21 protein-coding genes are annotated in these 18,261 nt (G+C 66.6%); 7 read left to right on the top strand and 14 right to left on the bottom strand.

Features of this window, described 5'->3' with window-relative positions:
• Positions 1-47 precede the first annotated feature (47 nt).
• Positions 48-644, top strand: a complete 597-nt coding sequence (locus tag AC0IXR_RS02275; RefSeq protein WP_471759603.1) for an LOG family protein — start codon at positions 48-50, stop codon at positions 642-644.
• Positions 645-701: 57 nt separating this feature from the next.
• Here the strand turns inward: AC0IXR_RS02275 and AC0IXR_RS02270 are convergent, their stop codons facing one another.
• From AC0IXR_RS02270 to dctP, 6 genes are all read right to left on the bottom strand, one after another.
• Positions 702-1,019, bottom strand: coding sequence for a BrnA antitoxin family protein (locus AC0IXR_RS02270; RefSeq protein WP_311274265.1), 318 nt, complete (start codon positions 1,017-1,019; stop codon positions 702-704).
• Positions 991-1,173, bottom strand: coding sequence for a BrnT family toxin (locus AC0IXR_RS02265; RefSeq protein WP_471760224.1), 183 nt, complete (start codon positions 1,171-1,173; stop codon positions 991-993). The genes AC0IXR_RS02270 and AC0IXR_RS02265 overlap by 29 nt, the downstream gene beginning before the upstream one ends.
• Positions 1,174-1,179: 6 nt before the next feature.
• Positions 1,180-1,293 carry a BrnT family toxin gene (locus AC0IXR_RS02260; RefSeq protein ID WP_471759602.1) on the bottom strand — a complete coding sequence of 38 codons (114 nt, stop codon included), beginning with the start codon at positions 1,291-1,293 and terminating at the stop codon, positions 1,180-1,182.
• Between the two features lie 134 nt (positions 1,294-1,427).
• Entirely contained in the window at positions 1,428-2,780 is a 1,353-nt protein-coding gene (locus tag AC0IXR_RS02255; RefSeq protein ID WP_056423642.1) for a TRAP transporter large permease, read from the bottom strand.
• Positions 2,777-3,421, bottom strand: a complete 645-nt coding sequence (locus AC0IXR_RS02250) for a TRAP transporter small permease (RefSeq protein WP_056423640.1) — start codon at positions 3,419-3,421, stop codon at positions 2,777-2,779. The genes AC0IXR_RS02255 and AC0IXR_RS02250 overlap by 4 nt, the downstream gene beginning before the upstream one ends.
• Positions 3,418-4,437 (bottom strand): TRAP transporter substrate-binding protein DctP, encoded by a 1,020-nt coding sequence (gene dctP / locus AC0IXR_RS02245; RefSeq protein WP_056423638.1) that lies wholly within the window; start codon positions 4,435-4,437, stop codon positions 3,418-3,420. The genes AC0IXR_RS02250 and dctP overlap by 4 nt, the downstream gene beginning before the upstream one ends.
• A 166-nt stretch (positions 4,438-4,603) precedes the next feature.
• Here dctP and AC0IXR_RS02240 point away from each other — a divergent pair, with 166 nt between their 5' ends.
• Positions 4,604-5,260, top strand: coding sequence for a GntR family transcriptional regulator (locus tag AC0IXR_RS02240; RefSeq protein WP_471759601.1), 657 nt, complete (start codon positions 4,604-4,606; stop codon positions 5,258-5,260).
• 128 nt (positions 5,261-5,388) lie between these two features.
• Complete coding sequence (locus AC0IXR_RS02235) at positions 5,389-7,065, top strand: methyl-accepting chemotaxis protein (protein ID WP_471759600.1); 1,677 nt, start codon at positions 5,389-5,391, stop codon at positions 7,063-7,065.
• A 105-nt stretch (positions 7,066-7,170) separates the two neighbouring features.
• Here the strand turns inward: AC0IXR_RS02235 and AC0IXR_RS02230 are convergent, their stop codons facing one another.
• From AC0IXR_RS02230 to AC0IXR_RS02220, 3 genes are all read right to left on the bottom strand, one after another.
• On the bottom strand, positions 7,171-7,845 hold the full coding sequence (locus AC0IXR_RS02230; protein ID WP_056423634.1) for a GntR family transcriptional regulator: 675 nt from the start codon (positions 7,843-7,845) through the stop codon (positions 7,171-7,173).
• A 143-nt stretch (positions 7,846-7,988) separates the two neighbouring features.
• Positions 7,989-9,467, bottom strand: coding sequence for a glucose-6-phosphate dehydrogenase (gene zwf / locus AC0IXR_RS02225; protein ID WP_471759599.1), 1,479 nt, complete (start codon positions 9,465-9,467; stop codon positions 7,989-7,991).
• 168 nt (positions 9,468-9,635) lie between these two features.
• Entirely contained in the window at positions 9,636-10,466 is an 831-nt protein-coding gene (locus AC0IXR_RS02220; RefSeq protein ID WP_471759598.1) for an SDR family NAD(P)-dependent oxidoreductase, read from the bottom strand.
• A 144-nt stretch (positions 10,467-10,610) separates the two neighbouring features.
• On the opposite strand from AC0IXR_RS02220, the gene AC0IXR_RS02215 reads away from it, so the two are divergent.
• Positions 10,611-12,137 carry a L,D-transpeptidase family protein gene (locus tag AC0IXR_RS02215; RefSeq protein ID WP_471759597.1) on the top strand — a complete coding sequence of 509 codons (1,527 nt, stop codon included), beginning with the start codon at positions 10,611-10,613 and terminating at the stop codon, positions 12,135-12,137.
• A gap of 5 nt (positions 12,138-12,142) precedes the next feature.
• Here AC0IXR_RS02215 and AC0IXR_RS02210 read toward each other — a convergent pair whose 3' ends face one another.
• The 3 genes from AC0IXR_RS02210 to AC0IXR_RS02200 form a co-directional block, all read right to left on the bottom strand.
• A complete protein-coding gene (locus tag AC0IXR_RS02210) occupies positions 12,143-12,517 on the bottom strand; it encodes a VOC family protein (RefSeq protein ID WP_471759595.1) in 375 nt (124 codons plus the stop codon).
• Positions 12,518-12,723: 206 nt separating this feature from the next.
• Positions 12,724-13,086, bottom strand: a complete 363-nt coding sequence (locus AC0IXR_RS02205) for a hypothetical protein (RefSeq protein ID WP_018045358.1) — start codon at positions 13,084-13,086, stop codon at positions 12,724-12,726.
• 185 nt (positions 13,087-13,271) lie between these two features.
• Entirely contained in the window at positions 13,272-14,324 is a 1,053-nt protein-coding gene (locus AC0IXR_RS02200) for an alpha/beta hydrolase (RefSeq protein WP_471759594.1), read from the bottom strand.
• Between the two features lie 217 nt (positions 14,325-14,541).
• Here AC0IXR_RS02200 and meaB point away from each other — a divergent pair, with 217 nt between their 5' ends.
• The 3 genes from meaB (at position 14,542) to AC0IXR_RS02185 (ending at position 16,635) form a co-directional block, all read left to right on the top strand.
• A complete protein-coding gene (meaB, locus tag AC0IXR_RS02195; RefSeq protein WP_471759593.1) occupies positions 14,542-15,534 on the top strand; it encodes a methylmalonyl Co-A mutase-associated GTPase MeaB in 993 nt (330 codons plus the stop codon).
• On the top strand, positions 15,531-16,163 hold the full coding sequence (locus AC0IXR_RS02190; protein WP_471759592.1) for a pyroglutamyl-peptidase I: 633 nt from the start codon (positions 15,531-15,533) through the stop codon (positions 16,161-16,163). The genes meaB and AC0IXR_RS02190 overlap by 4 nt, the downstream gene beginning before the upstream one ends.
• Before the next feature lie 127 nt (positions 16,164-16,290).
• On the top strand, positions 16,291-16,635 hold the full coding sequence (locus tag AC0IXR_RS02185; protein ID WP_056423612.1) for a CsbD family protein: 345 nt from the start codon (positions 16,291-16,293) through the stop codon (positions 16,633-16,635).
• Between the two features lie 64 nt (positions 16,636-16,699).
• On the opposite strand, the gene AC0IXR_RS02180 is transcribed toward AC0IXR_RS02185, so the two are convergent.
• Positions 16,700-17,485 (bottom strand): 3-hydroxybutyrate dehydrogenase, encoded by a 786-nt coding sequence (locus AC0IXR_RS02180; protein ID WP_311274277.1) that lies wholly within the window; start codon positions 17,483-17,485, stop codon positions 16,700-16,702.
• Between the two features lie 26 nt (positions 17,486-17,511).
• A complete protein-coding gene (locus AC0IXR_RS02175) occupies positions 17,512-18,255 on the bottom strand; it encodes an acetoacetate decarboxylase (RefSeq protein WP_056423609.1) in 744 nt (247 codons plus the stop codon).
• Between the last annotated feature and the right edge of the window lie 6 nt (positions 18,256-18,261).

Here is an 18,261-nt window from a genome sequence, read left to right as displayed (position 1 = left end):
TGGCCCCTGGATGGCGCCTCCCTGCCCCTCATCGGGGGAGGCTCGGCATGGCCCCGGTGAAAAACGTCTGCGTCTATTGCGGCTCGGGCTTCGGCGGCGATCCGGCCTTCGCCGAGGCCGCGGCGACGCTTGGCCGCGCCCTGGCGGATGCCGGGCTCGGCCTCGTCTATGGCGGCGGAAATGTCGGGCTGATGGGCACAGTCGCGCAGGCAGTGCTCGATGCCGGCGGCCATGTCACCGGCATCATCCCCGACTTCCTGAAATCGCGCGAGCGGATGCTCGACGACATCCAGGAGACGATCGTCGTCGGCGACATGCATACCCGCAAGCGACTGATGTTCGAGCGGTCGGACGCCTTCGTGGCGCTGCCGGGCGGAATCGGAACCCTCGAGGAACTCGTGGAACAGCTGACCTGGGCGCAGCTCGGCCGGCACAAGAAGCCGATCCTGCTACTCTCGATCGCCGATTTCTGGACGCCGCTGCTGACGCTCCTCGACCATATGCGCGACCAGGGCTTCATTCGCGAGGGGCTGGAGCTGAACTACCTCGTGGCCAAAGACGCCGCCGAGGTCATCGGCCTGTTGCGCACCGAATCGACGGAGACCTCGCCAGAGGCGGAGGCCTTCGTGACCGAGCGGTTCTGACGGCAGAGCCACGCAGGTCGTGGGCCTTGATCCAAATCGGCATTTGGGCTCGAGGTTCTAATCCTTGGCGGCTTCGCGCAGCATCGCCTGCCGCAGGATCGCATTGAGCTTGGTCTGATAGCCGCGGCCGCCGGCTTTCAGCCAAGCCAGGACGTCGGCATCGACCCGTGTGGTGAGCTGCATTTTGACCGGTCGGTAGAACGGGTTGCGGACGGCACCCGCGAAGAAGGTCTCCGTGAGCGGTGGGATATCAGACCGGTCGATATCGTCATCCGGCAAGGCGGCCAGCGCTTCGATTTCGGCTCTCTCCGCAGCGGTGAGCGCCGGCGGATGATGAGGATCGAATTCATATCCGACGTGATCGTTCTTGCTCATAGAACCTCCGTTCCCGTCGATCCGCCACCCGGGCCGAGATGATCCGGATTGTCTCCGAACCGTCCTCCTCGTCCGTGACGGTGTGTGCGACCGCCAGAACCAGCAATCCGTCGACGAGACCGACCGTCAACCAGCGGCGCTCGCCGCCTTCGATCCGATCCTACTCCATGAGCGCGTATGGATCGGCGAAGACGCGCGTGGCGATCGCGAAGGTGACGCGGTGCTTTCTGAGATTGCTCGCGGCTTTGACCGGGTCCCAGATGAAACGCAGCATCACCGCCTCGGTGTAACGACACTATTGTAATTACATCGAGGCGTCAGGTCGAGATGAACCAGCCTGTTCCGGACGCCGAAAGGCGGTCCGGACTGTTAGGGTCCGAACCGCCCGTCGCCGACCGCTCTGAATTCCTACCGCGTCGTCGGCAACAGCCAGTTCGGCAGCCACATGGCGATGCCGGGGACGAGGCAGAGGATTAGGATCGCCACGGCCATCAGGATCACGAAGGGCAGCGTGCCCCAGATGATGTCTTTCAGCGGGATGTCGGGGGCGATGTTCTTGATGACGAAGATGTTGAGGCCCACCGGCGGGTGGATCAGACCCATCTCCATGGTGATGGTCATCACCACGCCGAACCAGACGAGGTCGAACCCGGCGGCCTTCAGCGGCGGCAGGATGATCGGCGCGGTCATCAGGATGATCGAGACCGGCGGCAGGAAGAAGCCGAGCAGGATTACGAGGCCAAGGATCGTCACCAGCAGCACCCATTTGGACAGCTGCATCGCCACGATGGCGGCCGCCGCCGATTGGGAGATGTGCAGGTAGCTCATCACGTAGGCGTAGAGGAGCGACATGCCGATGATGAGCATCAACATGGTCGATTCCCGCAGGGTCGCGGCGAGGATCGGATTCACGTCTTTCGGGCGCCAGACGCCGTAGATGATGGCGATGAGCCCAAGGGCCAGCAGGCCACCGAGCCCCGCCGTCTCAGAGGGCGTGGCATAGCCGCCATAGAGCGCCACCATCACGCCGGTGAGCAGGATCACGAAGGGCAGCACGCGCGGCAGCGTCGAGAAGCGCTGGCGCATGCTGTAGGTGTCCTCGGCCAGGATGGCCGAGGCGGTGCCGTGACGCTCATAGGCGTCTTTCGCAGCGGCGTATTCCGAGCGGAAGCGATAGACCGACCAGGCGGCGAACAGCCCGACCAGCAGCATGCCCGGCCCGATGCCGGCGAGGAACAGGCGGCCCAGCGACTGCTCGGCGGCGACCGCGTAGAGGATCATGGTGATGGAGGGCGGCAGCAGGATGCCGAGGGTACCGCCCGCCGCGATGATCCCGGCGGCGAAGCCCGGCGAGTAGCCGCGCTTCCTCATCTCCGGGATGCCCGCCGAGCCGATGGCTGAGCAGGTGGCGGGCGAGGATCCCGCCATGGCGGCGAAGAGCGCGCAGGCGAAGACGTTGGCGATGCCGAGGCCGCCCGGAATCTTGTGCATCCAGGCATGCATGGCCGAGTAGAGGTCCTGGCCCGCCCGGCTACGGCCGATGGCTGCGCCCTTCAGGATGAAGAGCGGGATCGACAGGAGGGTGATGGAGGCCATCTCCTCGTAGACGTTCTGCGCCACCGTATCGAGGGAGGCCCCGGGCATGAAGAAGAACATGAAGGCCAGCGCCACGAAGCCGAGCGCGAAGGCGATGGGAATGCCGGCGAGCATCGCGCTGAGCGTGGCGCCCGCATAGAGGAAGCCGATGGCCGCGACGCTCATGGGTGGGTGCCCGTCTTGAGGGAGGGTGCATTGAGATCGGCGCCGAGGCCGACCTTCGGATTGGCCCAGCCGGCCGCGCGCGGGCCGTAGGTCAGCGCCTCGATGATCTGCAATAGGAATTGCAGGCCGAGGAAAGTCATCCCCACCGCCATCAGCGCGTAGGGAATCCACAGGGGCGGGCCCCAGGAGGATTGCGAAACCTGGCCGTCCACCCAGGCCTCGTGCAGCAGGGTCCAGCTCTTCCAGGCGAAGAACGTGACGAACACGATGCTGATGATGTCGGCCATCAACAGGCGGGCGCGGTTCACACGGGGCGAGAGCAGGCCGCTCAGGGCCTCGATTGCAACGTGGCCGCGCTTGGCTTGCACGGCGGCGGCGGAGAAGAAGGTGGCCCCCACGATGAGGAACACCGCCATCTCGTCCTGCCAGTCGGTGGGCTCGTGAAGGGCGTAGCGCACGACCACGCTGTAGCTGAGCACGAGGCAGGCACAGACCAGGGCAATGCCGCCGAGCAGCATGATCACCCGGTTGATGGCCTTCATCCCCCTGTCGAGATGCCCGAGAATCCCGGGAATCCGGGGTTCGGGCGCGGCCGTGGCGGTCTCGGAAGCGGCCGAGGCCGCGTCGAAGGCGTGGCTCACGAGACCTGCTCCGCCAGCTTGAGGAGCTCGGCGCAGCTCGCGGACTTGCCCGCGAAGTCCTTCCAGGCGGTCTCGCGGGCGATGTCGCGCCACTGACCGAGGGTCTTCTCGTCGAGGTTCTGAACCTTGGCCCCGGCCTTGGTGAAAATCTCCTCGACCTTGGTGTCGTCCGCCTTGGCGCCGGCCTGCCCGAAGGGTTCGAGTTCGGCGCCGATCGCCATGATGAGATCCTGCTGGTCCTTGGGCAGGCGGTCGAACGCGATCTTCGACATCATGATCGGCTCGAGCATGAACCAGTAGGAGCGCTCGCGACCCGAGGTGAGAGACTTCGACAGTTCCTCCAGGCGGAACGAGATCAGGCTGGTGGAGGAGGTGATCACCGCATCGCAGGCGCCGGTCTGCATGGCGGCGTAGGACTCGCTCGACGGGATCGACAGGGTGGCCGCACCCGCCTGCTTCATCATCAGGTCCATTTCACGCGAGCCGCCGCGCACCTTGAGACCCTTGGCATCCGCGGGCGCGTAGAGGGGACGCTCGCGGCTGGCGACGCCGCCCGATTGCCAGACCCACGACACGAGGAGGATGCCCTTCGAATCGAGGATCTCGGTGATCTTCCGGCCGACCGGCGCCTTCTTCCAGGCGATGGCCTGCTCGTAGGAACTCACCAGCGCCGGCATCAGGCCGATATTCATCTCGGCCACCTCGCCGCCCGCGTAAGGTGACGGGTAGAGCGACAGGTCGAGCGCTCCTTTGCGCATGGCACCGAACTGGGCGTTCGTCTTCATCAGGGACGAGCCCGGATAGACCTGCACCTCCAGCGCGCCCTTCGACCGCTCGGCCAGCATGGCGGCGAACTTCCGGCACATGCGATCGCGGAAATCGCCCTCATCGATCGTGCCGCCGGGGAACTGGTGGGAGAGCTTCAGGGTGGTGGCCGCCTGTGCCTTCAACCCCATCGACAGGATGGCGGGGGCGGCGAGGCCGGATGCGACGAGGGCGCGGCGTGTCAACGTCATGGCGTCTCTCCCATGCGGACCTTTGCGGTCTCGCTGTATTGCGGCGCAACATTTATACTGCAACGCCCATTCGATATACCAGCGAACTATGTCTTGTATATTTTGTCAACGCCCATGAATAATAGCGAATGCGAATTTCGATTGGAAACACAAGGGTGGAATCGCTATGAGCCGATCGCTCAGCCTCCGGCAGACGATCGAGACGGAAATCGTGGATGGCCGGTTGGCCCTCGGCTCCCGCCTCGATGAGACCGAGCTTGCCGAGCGCTTCGGAGTCTCGCGCACGCCGATCCGTGAGGCTCTGCTGCAACTCGCGATGACCGGCCTCGTGGAGATCAAGCCGCGCCGGGGTGCCATCGTGAGCGCCCCCGATCCTGAGTTGCTCATCGCCATGTTCGAGACGATGGCAGAGATCGAGGCCTCATGCGGCCGGCTCGCCGCGCGCCGGCTGATTCCGGCCGACGAGAAGGCCCTGAAACAGGCTCTCGCAGACTGTGCCGTAGCGGCGGCGGATGGCGACCCCGAGACCTACTACCAAGAGAACTACGTCTTCCATACGGTGATTTATCGGGCCTGCCGCAACGACTTCCTGTGCGAGCAGGCGCGGCTCCTGCACCGGCGCCTGACCCCGTTCCGCCGGATGCAGTTGCGAGCGCGCCACAGGCTCGGGCAATCCCTCGCCGAGCACGAAGCTATCGTCGCCGCCATCGTCGCCGGCGACGAGATCGCAGCGGCGGACCGACTGCGTGCCCACGTTATCGTGCAGGGTGACCGCTTTTCCGATCTGGTGGTCAATCTGCGCTCGATCAACAACGCAGCGTGAGATCGGCCTGATGACAACAGTCGATGTCCTTCATGAGGCTTTCGGGCGGGGGCAAAATAATCATTAGGGATTGCCCCCCATGGTTACGGCGCTCTTGCACAGACTCGCTCGTTACCCTGGACCGTTTCATGCGCCCCTCCATCAAGACAACGCTCATCGGCCTCTTCACCGCGCTCGCCATCATTACGACGGTGCAGGGTGTGGTTGCCTTGCGGAAGCTCGACGCCATCGGTGGGCGGATCGAATTGCTGGCCTCGAACGCGCTCCCCTCCGTCGATGCGGCCCATAGTCTGAGCGCGCTGGTCATGCGGACCCGCCTTTGGCAGTTCCGGTATCTGATGGCGGATGACGAGGCCGAGCGTGCCCTGAGCATCAAGAACGTCGGCGACATGATTCAAAACGCCGAGAGGGGCAGAGCAGCCTATCTTCCCCTCATCAGCTCGCCCTCGGAACAGGCGTTGTTCGAGGATTTCTCCGCCAAATGGCAGGTCCTGCAGAAGGGTTGGAACGCCCTGCTCGAGATCGATACCAGCCAGCGCGCGTCGCTGACCGAGCGCTTTCGCGGCCCGATGAATGCCGAGTACCTCGCCGCGACCGCCGCCGCGCGCAAGCTCGTGGAGCTCAATGGACAGGCCGGGACCGCCGCGAGCGTGGCGGCGCGCGAAGAACAGGCCGAGGCGGTCCTCACCACACGGACGATGCTCGCCATTTCCGTCGCCATGGCGCTGGCCGCCATGGCGTTCGCTCTCCTCGGCGTGTCGCGTCCCATCGAGCGGATCACGGCGGCGATGTGTCGGCTGGCCTCCGGCGAGACCGATGTTGTGATCCCCGGTATCGGGCGGACCGACGAGATCGGCGCGATGGCCGGTACCCTCGACACGTTCCGGGACAATCTGGTGCGGACCCGTATCCTGGAAGCCGAAACCGCGCAGGCCCGTGCCGATTCAGAGACCCAGCGCAAGATCGCCGCCCTCGCATTGGCCGATGGTTTCGAGAATGCGGTCGGCGATATCCTGACCCGCGTCTCGGCGGCGGCGACCCAGTTGTGCGCGACCTCACAGAGCATGTCGGGCACTGCGACGCAGACCGCGCAGCAATCGGTCTCCGTGGCGGCAGCGGCGGAGCAGGCGGGCACCAACGTCACCATGGTGGCAGCGGCGGCTGAGGAGCTCGGCTCGTCCGTCATGGAGATCGGCCGTCAGGTCGATGGCTCCACTAGCTTGGCTCACCGTGCGGTGGAGGATGCGACGCGGACAGGTGCACAGATGAAGGATCTGAGCGATGCGGCCGCAAAGATCGGCGACGTCGTCGCGATGATCGCCACCATCGCGGGCCAGACCAACCTCCTCGCGTTGAACGCCACCATCGAGGCCGCGCGCGCCGGTGAGGCGGGCCGAGGCTTCGCCGTCGTGGCGGCGGAGGTCAAGGAACTCGCCAACCAGACCGCGCGGGCGACAGACGAGATCGGCAGCCAGATCAGCCGGATCCAGGGCTCCACCGGTCAGGCCGTCACGGCCATCGAGACCATCACGGCCCGCATCCGCGAGATCAGCACCGTTGCGACGTCGATCGCTGCGGCAGTCGAGGAGCAGGGTGCGGCGACGCAGGAAATCGTGCGCAACATCAACCAGGCCGCGGAGGGGACCGGCGAGGTGACGACCACCATCGCGGGCGTGGCGGGCGCCGCTGAGGAGACGGGCGCCGCGGCCTCCCAGGTCCTGGCTTCGGCCTCCGAACTCTCGCGCGAATCGGAGCATCTCAACGCGGAAGTGGCTCAGTTCCTCGCAACGATCCGCGCGGCCTGAGCAGCACCGCCCAACGTCGTTACGCCACGGCGTCCCGGGCCCCGGATAGAGGACCTTCGGGATTGCCCATCGCGGAATGCCGGGGTGATACCAAGTCCCGGTCCTTCACTCGCCGGCGCCGAAATTCTCGGCGATGACCGGGGTCTTCGAGCGGATATGGTCGCGCATGACCGTGGCCAGCGCCTCGCCATCACGGGCGTGGAGCAGCGCGATCATCCGCTCATGCTCGGAGACGGCCCGACTCCATTGCTCGGCGGTTTGGTGGACAGCGTAGCGCGATCGCTGAATGCGGCCGGACAGGCTCGCATAGATGGTGCCCAGCACCGAGTTGCGGCTGGCCGCCATGATCGCCTCGTGGATCGCGCGGTTGAGCCGGAAATACGTGGCTTCCTCGCCGTCCTTCCAGGCCTTGACCATGTCGTGATGGTCCTGCTCGATGGCGGCGATCTCGTCGTCGCCGATCGTGCGGCAGGCGAGATCGGCGGCCGTCGCCTCGAGTCCGGCGATGACCTCGATCATCTCCTCGATTTCGGCCTGAGACAGGCTGGCCACCCGGGCGCCCCGGTTCGGCAGCAATTCGAGCAGCCCCTCGGTGGCGAGGATCTTGATCGCTTCGCGAAGCGGTGTGCGCGAGATGCCGAACCGCTCGGTAAGCTCGCTTTCATTCACCCGCGCGCGCGGTTCGAGCTCTCCCGACTGAATCAGATCCCGCATCCGGTCCACGACTTCGTCATGGAGGTAGCGACGATTGATCCCGATCGCCGAGTCGAGCTTTTCCATGGGGGCGTAGGTCTTGATGTTGGAGGGGCGATACTCTCCAGACGTGTAGGCGTCGGGCAACGGCCTGTCGAGGGAGTGCCCGATTAGTTGTTTTTATTGGCCTCACACAAATAACTTCTCTCCTGTGTGCAGCCTCCCTCCGGTCAGTGCACCTCCTCGTGCCAGGTCCGTCCATCCCGCTCGATCAGCGCGATGGCGGCGGTGGGCCCCCAGCTGCCGGCCGGATAGGCGCGGGGCGGCTCGGGCCGATCGGCCCAGGCCTTCAGCAGCGAATCGGCCCAGGCCCAGGCCACCTCCACCTCGTCGCGGCGCATGAACAGGGTGGCGTTGCCGCGCACCACGTCCATCAAGAGGCGCTCGTAGGCATCGGGATAGCGCTGCTTGAAGGTCTCTTCGAACGAGATGTCGAGATTGGTGGGGCGCAGCCGCATCCCGCCCGGACCGGGGTCCTTCGTCATCACTTCCAGCTTGATCCCCTCCTCCGGCTGAAGCCGGATGACGAGACGGTTGGGCTCGCGCCCGAAGGATTCGGCCGGGAAGATCGAGAAGGGAGAGGCGCGGAACTGCACTACGATTTCGGAGAGCTTCTGGGGTAGGCGCTTGCCGGTGCGGATGTAGAACGGCACGCCCGCCCAGCGCCAGGACTGCACCTCCAGCTTCAGAGCGACGAAGGTCTCCGTACGGCTCTCCGTCTCACCGCCGAGATCGGCGCGGTAACCCTGGACCGGCTTGCCGTCCACGGCGCCGGCCACGTACTGGCCGCGCACGGTGACGGACTGGACATCGTGGGGCGTGATCGGCTTCAGCGCACGCAGCACTTTCAGCTTCTCGTCCCGTACCGAATTGGCATCGAGTGTGAGCGGGCTCTCCATCGCCATCAGGCAGAGGAGCTGCAGCAGGTGGTTCTGCACCATGTCGCGCAACGCGCCCGATGTGTCGTAATAGCCGGCCCGGCCCTCGACACCCACCGTCTCGCCCACGGTGATCTGCACGTGATCGATGACGTCCGCTGTCCAGAGACGCTCGAAGATCGTGTTGGCGAAGCGCAGGGCCAATAGGTTCTGCACCGTCTCCTTGCCGAGGTAATGGTCGATGCGGAAGATCTGCTCTTCGGGGAAGACCTCGCCGACCGCGTCATTGATGGCGCGGGCCGATTTCAGGTCCTTGCCGATCGGCTTCTCCAGCACCACCCGCGATTTCTCGCCGATGAGGCCATGGACGGACAGGTTACGGCAGATGGAGCCGTAGAGGTCGGGCGAGGTGGCGAGATAATACGGCCGGACCTGGTCCGGCCGCTCCGCGAGCTTGGCGGCGAGATCCTCCCAGCCGTCGTCGCCGGCCCCGTCCACGGCCACGTAATCGAGGTGATCGAAGAAGGCGCCGAGCTTGTCCTCGACGAGATCTCGGGCCGGGACGAAGCGCTTGAGCGCATCGCGTGCGCGCTCGCGAAAGGCATCGGCGCTCATCTCCGAGCGCGATGCGCCGATGATGCGGCTGGTGCCGGGGATCTGGCCGTCCTTGTAGCGGTAGTACAGGGCGGGCAACAGCTTGCGCGTGGTCAGATCGCCGGTGGCGCCGAACACGACGCAATCGAAGGAAGCGACTGGGATGATGGTGGCCAAAGGGCGGCTCCCGTTCTGATATCCCCGATGACGGGGCTGTTGCCGTGGATCGCGTTCGTGAGGACCGACATCCGTCCCGTACCATGCAAGGCACCCGCCATAGCCGGGACCAAGCGCACGCCCAAGCTTCAACAGGCCAATCGGCCGATAAAAGGGCCGATCCCCCGCTCAGCCCATATGGCGCTTGAAGGCATCCGCGTAATCGGGGTGCCAGCGCGAGAGCGCGGGCCGGTTCTCGATCACGTCGCCCGCCGTCCAGGCGATGCGACGTTCATCCTGGGCGCGGGTGGTCTCGTTGTCGGGGCAGAGGATGTAGAAGTCCCCCTGCCCCATCGCTTCGACCATGAACTCCACCGTCTGCTCCGGTGTCCAGGCGCCGTCGGGCTTCTCGGCCACGCCCCGCGCCCTGGTGAGGCCGGTATAGACGAAGCCCGGAATGAGGAGATGCACGCTGACCTTGGCCCCGTCGCGCCCGCGCAGGTCGTGAGCCAGGGCCTCGGTGACCACTTTCACGCCCGCCTTCGAGACATTGTAGGGCGTGTTGCCCGGCGGCGTGGTGATCCCCTGTTTCGAGCCGGTGACGATGATCGCGCCGGGTGCGCTCGCCTCGGCCATGGCGGGCGCGAAGGCCTGGATACCGTTGACCACGCCCCAGAGGTTGGTGTCGAGGATGCGCCGCCACGTCGCCTCGTCCGAGAAGAGGCGGCCGCCCGCTTCGATGCCGGCATTGAGCATGACGATGGCGGGTGGCCCGCCCGCCGCCTCGCGCAAGGCCTCCACGTCCTCGCGCCGGCCGACATCGGTGGGGCACGCCACAACCTGAGCGCCCGTCGCCGCAATCTCCGCACGCGCCGTCTCCAGCGCCTCGCCGGGCAGGTCGGCGAGGACGATCCTCATGCCCGAGGCGGCGAACCGCTTGGCGGCGGCGAGGCCGATGCCGCTCGCGGCCCCCGTCACGACGGCCGTGCCGCCACTCCGGATCGCGGGATGATGAATCATGGCCTGACCTCCTCGACGTTTCGGATTGGCCTGGAGGTAGGGCGAGGCGTCCCGATTTGTCAGGGCCTGCGGATGGGAATGGGTGGGAACTTGGTAACCATCCGGCCCGCATGATCCGGACCTCTCTGCTCACGAGGGTTGCCTGTGTCGTCGCGTTGCGTCGTGTTCCCGTCGATCCTGCGTGCCGGCCTGTCGCCGCTCGCGCTGATGCTGTGCCTCACAGGAGTTCGAGCCGAACCGGCTCCATCCCTTCCGGAGGCCCCACCCGCCACCGCCAAGCCTGCTGCCAGGGCCGAGTCCAGCCCGAAAACCGATGCGGCCCCGAAATCCGCACAAACATCGGGGAACGCGGCCCCGCAATCCGCCCCGCTGGCTCAGGGAGCGGAGCCGGCTCCGGCGGCGCCGAAGAAATCCCGGGAACTCCCTCCCCTCGTGGTGGCGCGGGTCTCTGACGATCCGGTGCCGACGCTTGCCCCCTCGACCTTCCTCGATACGTTCCGCATGGCGGAGCGCTACCAGGCCATCGTCGATGCCGGCGGCTGGGGCACGCTGCCCGCCGATCTGACGATCAAGCCGGGTGCCCGCGACCCGAACATCCCTGCACTCCGACAGCACCTCGTGCTCACCGGGGACCTGCCGGCCGGCGTGCCGAGTTCGGACCTGCTCGACCCCGTCCTCGTTTCGGCGGTGAAGGCGTTCCAGGCCCGCCACGGCCTGCCCGAGACCGGCATGATCGGCCGCCAGACAGTGACCGCCCTCAACGTGCCGGCGGCGACCCGCCAGCGCCAGCTCTCGGCCTCGGCCGCGCGGCAAATCGGCTCCAACTTTCCTTATGGCGACCGTTACGTGGTGGTGAACATTCCCTCCGCCGCCGTGGAGGCGGTGGAGAACGGCGTCGTCGTGCGCCGCTACGTGGCCGTGGTCGGCAAGCCCGACAAGGCGACGCCGAGGATCGAGGCGCGCATCACCGACGTGAACCTCAACCCGACCTGGACCCTGCCGGTCTCCATCATCAAGAAGGAGATCATCCCCAAGATGCGGAAAGACCCGGGCTATCTCGCCCGCGAGCGGATCCGCATCCTCGGCCCCGGCGGCGTCGAGGTCGATCCGACGACGATCGACTGGGCGGGCGAGAAGGCGGCGAATTACACGCTTCGCCAGGATTCGGGCCTCGATAATTCCCTCGGTCAGGTCCGCATCGACATGCCGAACAAGCAGGCGGTCTACATGCACGACACGCCGTCGAAATCGCTGTTCGCCCGCGAGGTGCGGTTCCACTCGCACGGCTGCGTGCGGGTGGCCCAGGTGAAGGAGCTGGCGGGCTGGCTGCTGGAGGGCACTCCCGGCCCGAGCGGCCCCGGCTCGACCTGGGGACCGATGGAGATCGAGGCCAACATCGCCACCAACGAGCGGCTCGACATCAAGCTGCCGAAACAGATCCCGGTCACCTTCGTCTATCTCACCGGCTATGCCACCCCGGACGGCCGCGCGCATTTCCGCGACGACATCTACGGCATCGATTCGCCGGCGGTGCCGATGCGGGATGCGGTCATGACGGGCTCCATCACACCGAAGAAGGCGGCGCCGGTGGCACCCGCCAAGGCCATGGGCGACGCGCCGGTCCCGCCCGGCAGGATACCCGCCAAGGCGGCGCGACCGGCCGCGAACTGATCGGATCAGCCGCGCTGCAGCAGCTCGATCCGAACCCCGTCCGGCCCATCGAGGAAGGCGGTGCGAAGCCCGGGGCGGACATCGGTGATGTCGATGACGAAGGCGATGCCGCGACGCTTCAGATCAGCGACCGTGCCGTCGAGGTCGTCGACCGCCAAGCCGATATGCTCGATGCCCCGGTTAGGCGGCGTGGCAGAAGGGCCGGCTTCGGGTGCATGCTCGATGAAGAGGGTGAGCCCACCGAGGTCGAGGACGACGCGGGTCACGGTGGCGCCGCCGTCACGGGTGAGTTCGCGGGCGCCGAAGGTCTCCACGTAGAAACCGGCGGCCGCGACGGCGTCCTGGCTGCGAAGATGGAGGTGTTCGAAGCGGAAAGTCATGCGGTCCTCGCTCTGTGCCGAGACTCGTGGCAGGCATCGCGCCCACGCCGTGTTCGAGACCTTGCCCGATCCCAGCCGATGCCCCAGCGGCTCAGGGATAGCTCGCAGAAGCCACCGTCAACGGCTGGCAGGGGAGATCGCGATACAAGGCCCCGCCCGTGTCCGGGCGAGGCGGTCGGCGTGAGATGATCCTGCGGGATCAGGCCTCAGGAATCGAGGCCGGCATCCTCGTCGATATCCACGAGGAACACGATATCGGCGTCGTCTTCGCCGTCCTCGTCTTCGTCCTCATCGGGCTCTTCGGCGCTCTTGGCATGACGCATGTCGGGCTCGAACGGAGCGTCTTCCTCCGAATCGTCCTCGGCCAGAGCATCCTCGAAGATTTCGATCTCGTCCTCGGTGGCGGGACGGATCTTGAGCTCGGAGGTGCCGTTCCACAGCACCTTGCCGTCGCTCTTCATCGCCTGGATGTCTTCCTTGAAGCCGTCGCAGGTGAACAGGTCGCGAGCGGTTTCCTCGGTCCCGTTGATGACCGCGATGGCCACGCCATCGATATCGAGAGTGAACATCGCACAATCCTCGTTCTGGGCGCGCCGGAAGGCGGCCGCGTCGGTGTGGGAATCGTCAGCCCGACAGCCGCTCGTGTAGGGGCGAACGGGGCCGAGGCCAAGACCTCAAGCCAAGACCTCAAGCCAAGACCTCAAGCCAAGACCTCACACCAAGACCTATCGCGTTGTCCGGGGCGGTGCTGCGCTCAGGCTCCACCGGCCGCCCGGCCGATCGCGCGCTTGACCACGCCCTGCACCTCGGGATTCGACAGGAACAAGTCGTGGTTGATGAGGCCGCCGCCGTAATCGGACGCATCCGCCACCCTTACGCCCAGGGCCTCCAGCCGCTCGCGGTCGGCCGCGCCCGCACGGACGACGCCGCCCGCGATGGCACCGGAGAGTTCCAGTGCGCGGTCGTTGGTCGAAGAGATCACCGTGATCTTCGAGACGTCCGGCCCCATTCGCTCCACCGCGCCGGTGAACAGGTCGATGTCGATATCGGGCGCCGCGAGGACGATGGCGCCGATCCGCGACATCGCCGCCTCGCCGGCCTCGGCACGCAGCATACGGATGGTCTCCAGGGTCAGGAGAGTCCCCATGGAATGGGCAACGATGTTGATGCGCCCGCCGCTCGGCGAACTCGCCAGCGACTTCAGCAGGTCCTCGAACGCATCGCGTGACCACAGCGCGCTCTCGCGGTCGTAACCGTAATCGAAGGTGGCGGCCGCCGACGGCCAAGTGAAAAGGCCCGATGCGCCCCTGAAATGTATGCCGTCGGAGAGCCGGGCTGCGCTGACCGCCGCCGAGGCGAAGCTCTCTCGGTAGCCGTGGACATAAATGAGCACGTCGCGCCCGAAGGCCGCCTGGGTGAAAGCCGCCGCCGCGCCCGCCCCGGTCTCCACCTGCGGCACGGCGGTCACCGCCCAATCGCCAGACACCACGGAGGAGACCTTGCCGATGAGCGACCGGTCCGGCGCTGAGAGGCGCACCTCGGCAAAGCTCAGGCCGCGACCGCGCTCGGAGCTGAAATACGGGCTCTTGGGCGGGCTGCCCACGGGTTTGCGCGTCGTCGCCACCAATAGGATCGGGCTGACGTCGAGATTCGACTGGCGCTCGGGTCCGGTCCCACCGGTGACGAGACCGTCGGCGACGCAGCCGGCGAGGCCCGGCGTCAGGCTGGCAGCGCCCATGAGCGCGGCGGCGCGGAACAGCGAGCGGCGGGTCGGCAGGGATGCCCCAACAACGTGGTTTCGGATCATGGCGTACTGACGGCCTCGTGACGGCCCGGCGCTTCAAGTCCCGGCCCCTCCTCCTACCGTGTCGTTGACGATCGTGACCATGGCAGGGCATGAGCGTGGCGGGGGCCGATGTGAATAGCGGGCAGAGGCCGGCCTGTGGCCGGTCGGGTACAGGCCGGCCAGCTCAGGGGGCACGTGCCCCCTCGACGAAACCGAGCCGGCCCGGCATGAAGGGCTCATGGCGCTTCCTCCCTCTCTCGACATCGACTCCCTGCGCGACCGGCTGCTCGCGGGCGACCGCGCAGCCCTGGCACGGGCGATCACGCTGGCGGAATCGAAACGGGCCGATCATCGCGCCGCAGCGCGCAGCCTCATCGATTCGGTGCTTCCCCAGACCGGCACGGCGATCCGGGTCGGCATCACGGGGGTGCCAGGGGTCGGCAAGTCCACCACGATCGACAATCTCGGCGCCAACCTCACCGCCGCCGGCCACAAGGTAGCGGTGCTGGCGGTCGACCCCTCTTCCAGCCGCACCGGCGGGTCGATCCTCGGCGACAAAACCCGGATGGCGCAGCTGGCGCTCGACCCGAACGCCTTCATCCGCCCCTCCCCCTCATCGGGCACCCTCGGCGGCGTCGCGGCCAAGACCCGCGAAACCATGCTTCTTTGTGAAGCCGCGGGATTCGACGTGATCCTGGTGGAGACGGTGGGCGTCGGCCAGTCGGAGACGGCGGTGGCCGACCTCACCGACTTCTTCCTCGTGCTGATGCTGCCCGGCGCCGGCGACGAGTTGCAGGGCATCAAGAAGGGCATTCTCGAACTTGCCGACATGATCGCGGTCAACAAGGCCGACGATGGCGAGGGCGAGCGCAGGGCCAACGCGGCAGCCGGCGAATACCGGGCGGCGCTCCATATCCTCAGCGCTCCGAGTTCGACCTGGACCCCGCCGGTGGTGACCATTTCCGGCCTCAACAACAAGCGTCTCGACGCCATGTGGGACAAGGTGGTCGACCACCGCAACAAGCTCACCGCCACAGGCGAAATCGCCAAGAAGCGCCGCGCTCAGGACGTGAAGTGGATGTGGGCCCTCGTCCACGAACGCATGCACCAGCGGCTCGTCGGTTCGCCGGAAGTGCGCAAGCAGACGGCCGAGGCGGAAGCCGGCGTGGCGCGAGGCGAATCCTCCCCGGCCGCCGGCGCGGAGGCCATCGCGACGCTGATCGGGCTGTGACGGGGGGGCATCTCCTCGTCACCGGGTTCGGCCCCTTTCCCGGCATGCCGCGCAACCCGAGCGAGACGCTCGCTCGGCAGGTCGGACATCTCGGCCGGCATGGCATCGCCGGGTTCCCGGTGCGCACGCTCATCCTGCGCACCGCCTATGCGGCTCTTTCCGAGTCGTTGAAGCCGGCCCTCGCCCAGAGCCCGGCCGCCGTGCTGATGATCGGCGTCGCTGGCCGCGCCAAACGGGTTCGCGTCGAGGCTCGCGCCCTCAATCGGGCAAGCCGGCTGTTTCCCGATGCATCGGGGCGGATTCCGACCACCCTGCGGCTCGACCGTCAGGGACCAGTGCAGCGCGAAGCTCCCATCGCGGCCCGCGCCCTCGTCTGCCTGAAACGGCAGGGGATTTCGGCGATCCCATCCCGGAATGCTGGCCGCTACCTGTGCAACGCCAGTTACTTCCAGGCGCTGGCCGAGCCCTGCCCGGTTCTGTTCCTCCACATCCCACCCGTCCGGGCGGCATGGCGGCGATCCGCGTCGCCCGCGCGAAAACGGCGCGATCCCCTGGCGGTCCTTCCCAGGGCGGTATCCGAGGTGGGGCGTCTGCTCCTCATCGAAGCACGGGAGCGACACGCCCCGTAAACGGCTCGCTCAAGAAAGTTGTCTTGCGATGGTGCGCTTGGCCGGTTCGCACGTTCTGTGACCATCGGATGCGGGCGCCGCCTTGGGAGCGCCGCTCACGCATCTGCGATTCTGAAGGAGTTGACCCATGGTTGATACGGATCGAGTCGTCGGGACGGCCAAGGACCTCGGCGGCCGCGTGCAGAGCGCCGTCGGCGATGCCGTCGGATCGTCGCGGACCTCGGCGGAAGGCCGCTACCGCGAGGCGGAGGGCCGCGCCCAGGAGGTCTACGGTCAGGCCAAGGACACCCTTCGCGATGTGGCCGGCAACGTCTCCGACTATGCCGGCGATGCCTATGACCGCGGCGGCAGCTACGTTCGCGATGGAGCGCGTGCCGTGGAGAGCCGTGTCGAAGAGAACCCGCTCATCGCCCTCGTGATCGCCGGAGCCGTCGGCTACGGCCTCGCCCTGCTCCTGCACGGCCGCCGCTGAACACCAGATCCGCTTGAAACGAGCCCGTCCCGTCGTGCCGACGGGGCGGGCTTTTCGCTGCGTGCTACTGCGCGGTCCAGCCGCCATCCATGGGGATATTGGCGCCGGTGATCTGACTCGCACCGTCGCTGCACAGGAACACGGCGAGGGCCGCCACCTGCTCCACCGTGACGAACTGCTTGGTCGGCTGGGCCGCCAGCAGTACGTCGTTCATGACCTGCTCCTTGGTCATGCCCCGTGCCTTCATCGTGTCGGGGATCTGCGCCTCCACCAACGGCGTCCAGACATAGCCCGGCGAGATACAGTTCACGGTGATGCCATGGGTGGCGAGTTCGAGGGCGGCGGTCTTAGTCAGGCCGGCGATGCCGTGCTTGGCCGAAACGTAGGCCGACTTGAACGGTGAGGCCACGAGGGAATGGGCCGAAGCGGTGTTGATGATGCGGCCCCATCCCCGCGCCTTCATTCCGGGGATGGCGTATCGCATGGTGTAGAAGGCCGAGGAGAGGTTGAGCGCGATGATCTGCTCCCATTTCTCGGGCGGGAAATCCTCGATCGGCGAGACGAACTGGACGCCGGCATTGTTCACGAGCACGTCGACCGAGCCGAATGTCTCCTCGCCAAGGCGGATCAATCCCTCGATCTCGCCGGGCTTCGTCAGGTCGGCCGGGGAATAGGCGGCCTTCACACCGAAATCCGCCTCGATCCCGGCGCGCTCCTTCTCGATATCCTCTGGCTTGCCGAAGCCGTTGATGACGACGTTGGCGCCCTCCTTGGCGAAGGCGCGGGCATAGGCGAGGCCTATGCCGCTGGTGGACCCCGTGACGATGGCGGTCTTGGATGTCAGGATCATGGAAGCCTCTCGGGTCATCTGGGCGATCAGGCGAGATAGTCGTGCAGCACCTGCCCGTAGGGCAAGGTGAAGTCGACGATCATGTGCCGGCCGCCGACGATGCGCTTCACCGGCAGGTCGGCGACCCGACAATTCACGTGCGGGATCAGGTCGAGGCGCGCCTCGCCGTCCCAGGCGCCGTGAACGGTGATGTTCTCCAAGCGATAGCCGACGAGCTGGGCCACTTTCGGCGCGCCGGTCACGTCGGGAAGGAGCTTGAGGTTGACGTTGAGGCGGCCGAGGCCGGCCTTCACCGTGTCGAGCTCATTCTCCAGGCTCTTGTGCTTGTAGGTCATGGTGCCCATCGCCACGCGCTCCTCGTCGTAATGGAGCGTGCCGGTGAGCGTGTCCTTCATCACCTTGAGGCGAGGCACGCCCCATTTCTTCGGGAAGCCCCAGATCTCGCGGCCGGCCGTGATCGGCGGCTCGTCGTCGAGATACATCTGGATCGAGAAGTTGCAGGCCTCGCCATTATAGGTGGCGACGGCGCCCGATCCGCTCTCCTCGTAATCGCCGAACCCGGAGGAATCCGGCATCTTCATCCACTCGTAATAGACGAGGTTCTCGGGGTGGGGCTCCAGCGGCTCGGGCAGCGCCCGGCGCAGGGCCTCGGCATCGGTCTCGTAGGTGATGATGAGGTATTCGCGCCTGAGGAAGCGATACGGCCCGCGCGGATAGCTCGGACTGAAGGCGGGCATCGACGGAACTTGCAGGATCTCGTCACGAGTCATGGCGTA

It is taken from the genome of Methylobacterium sp. AC832 (genome assembly GCF_979256025.1).
This window is presented reverse-complemented; position numbering and strand designations above follow the sequence as displayed.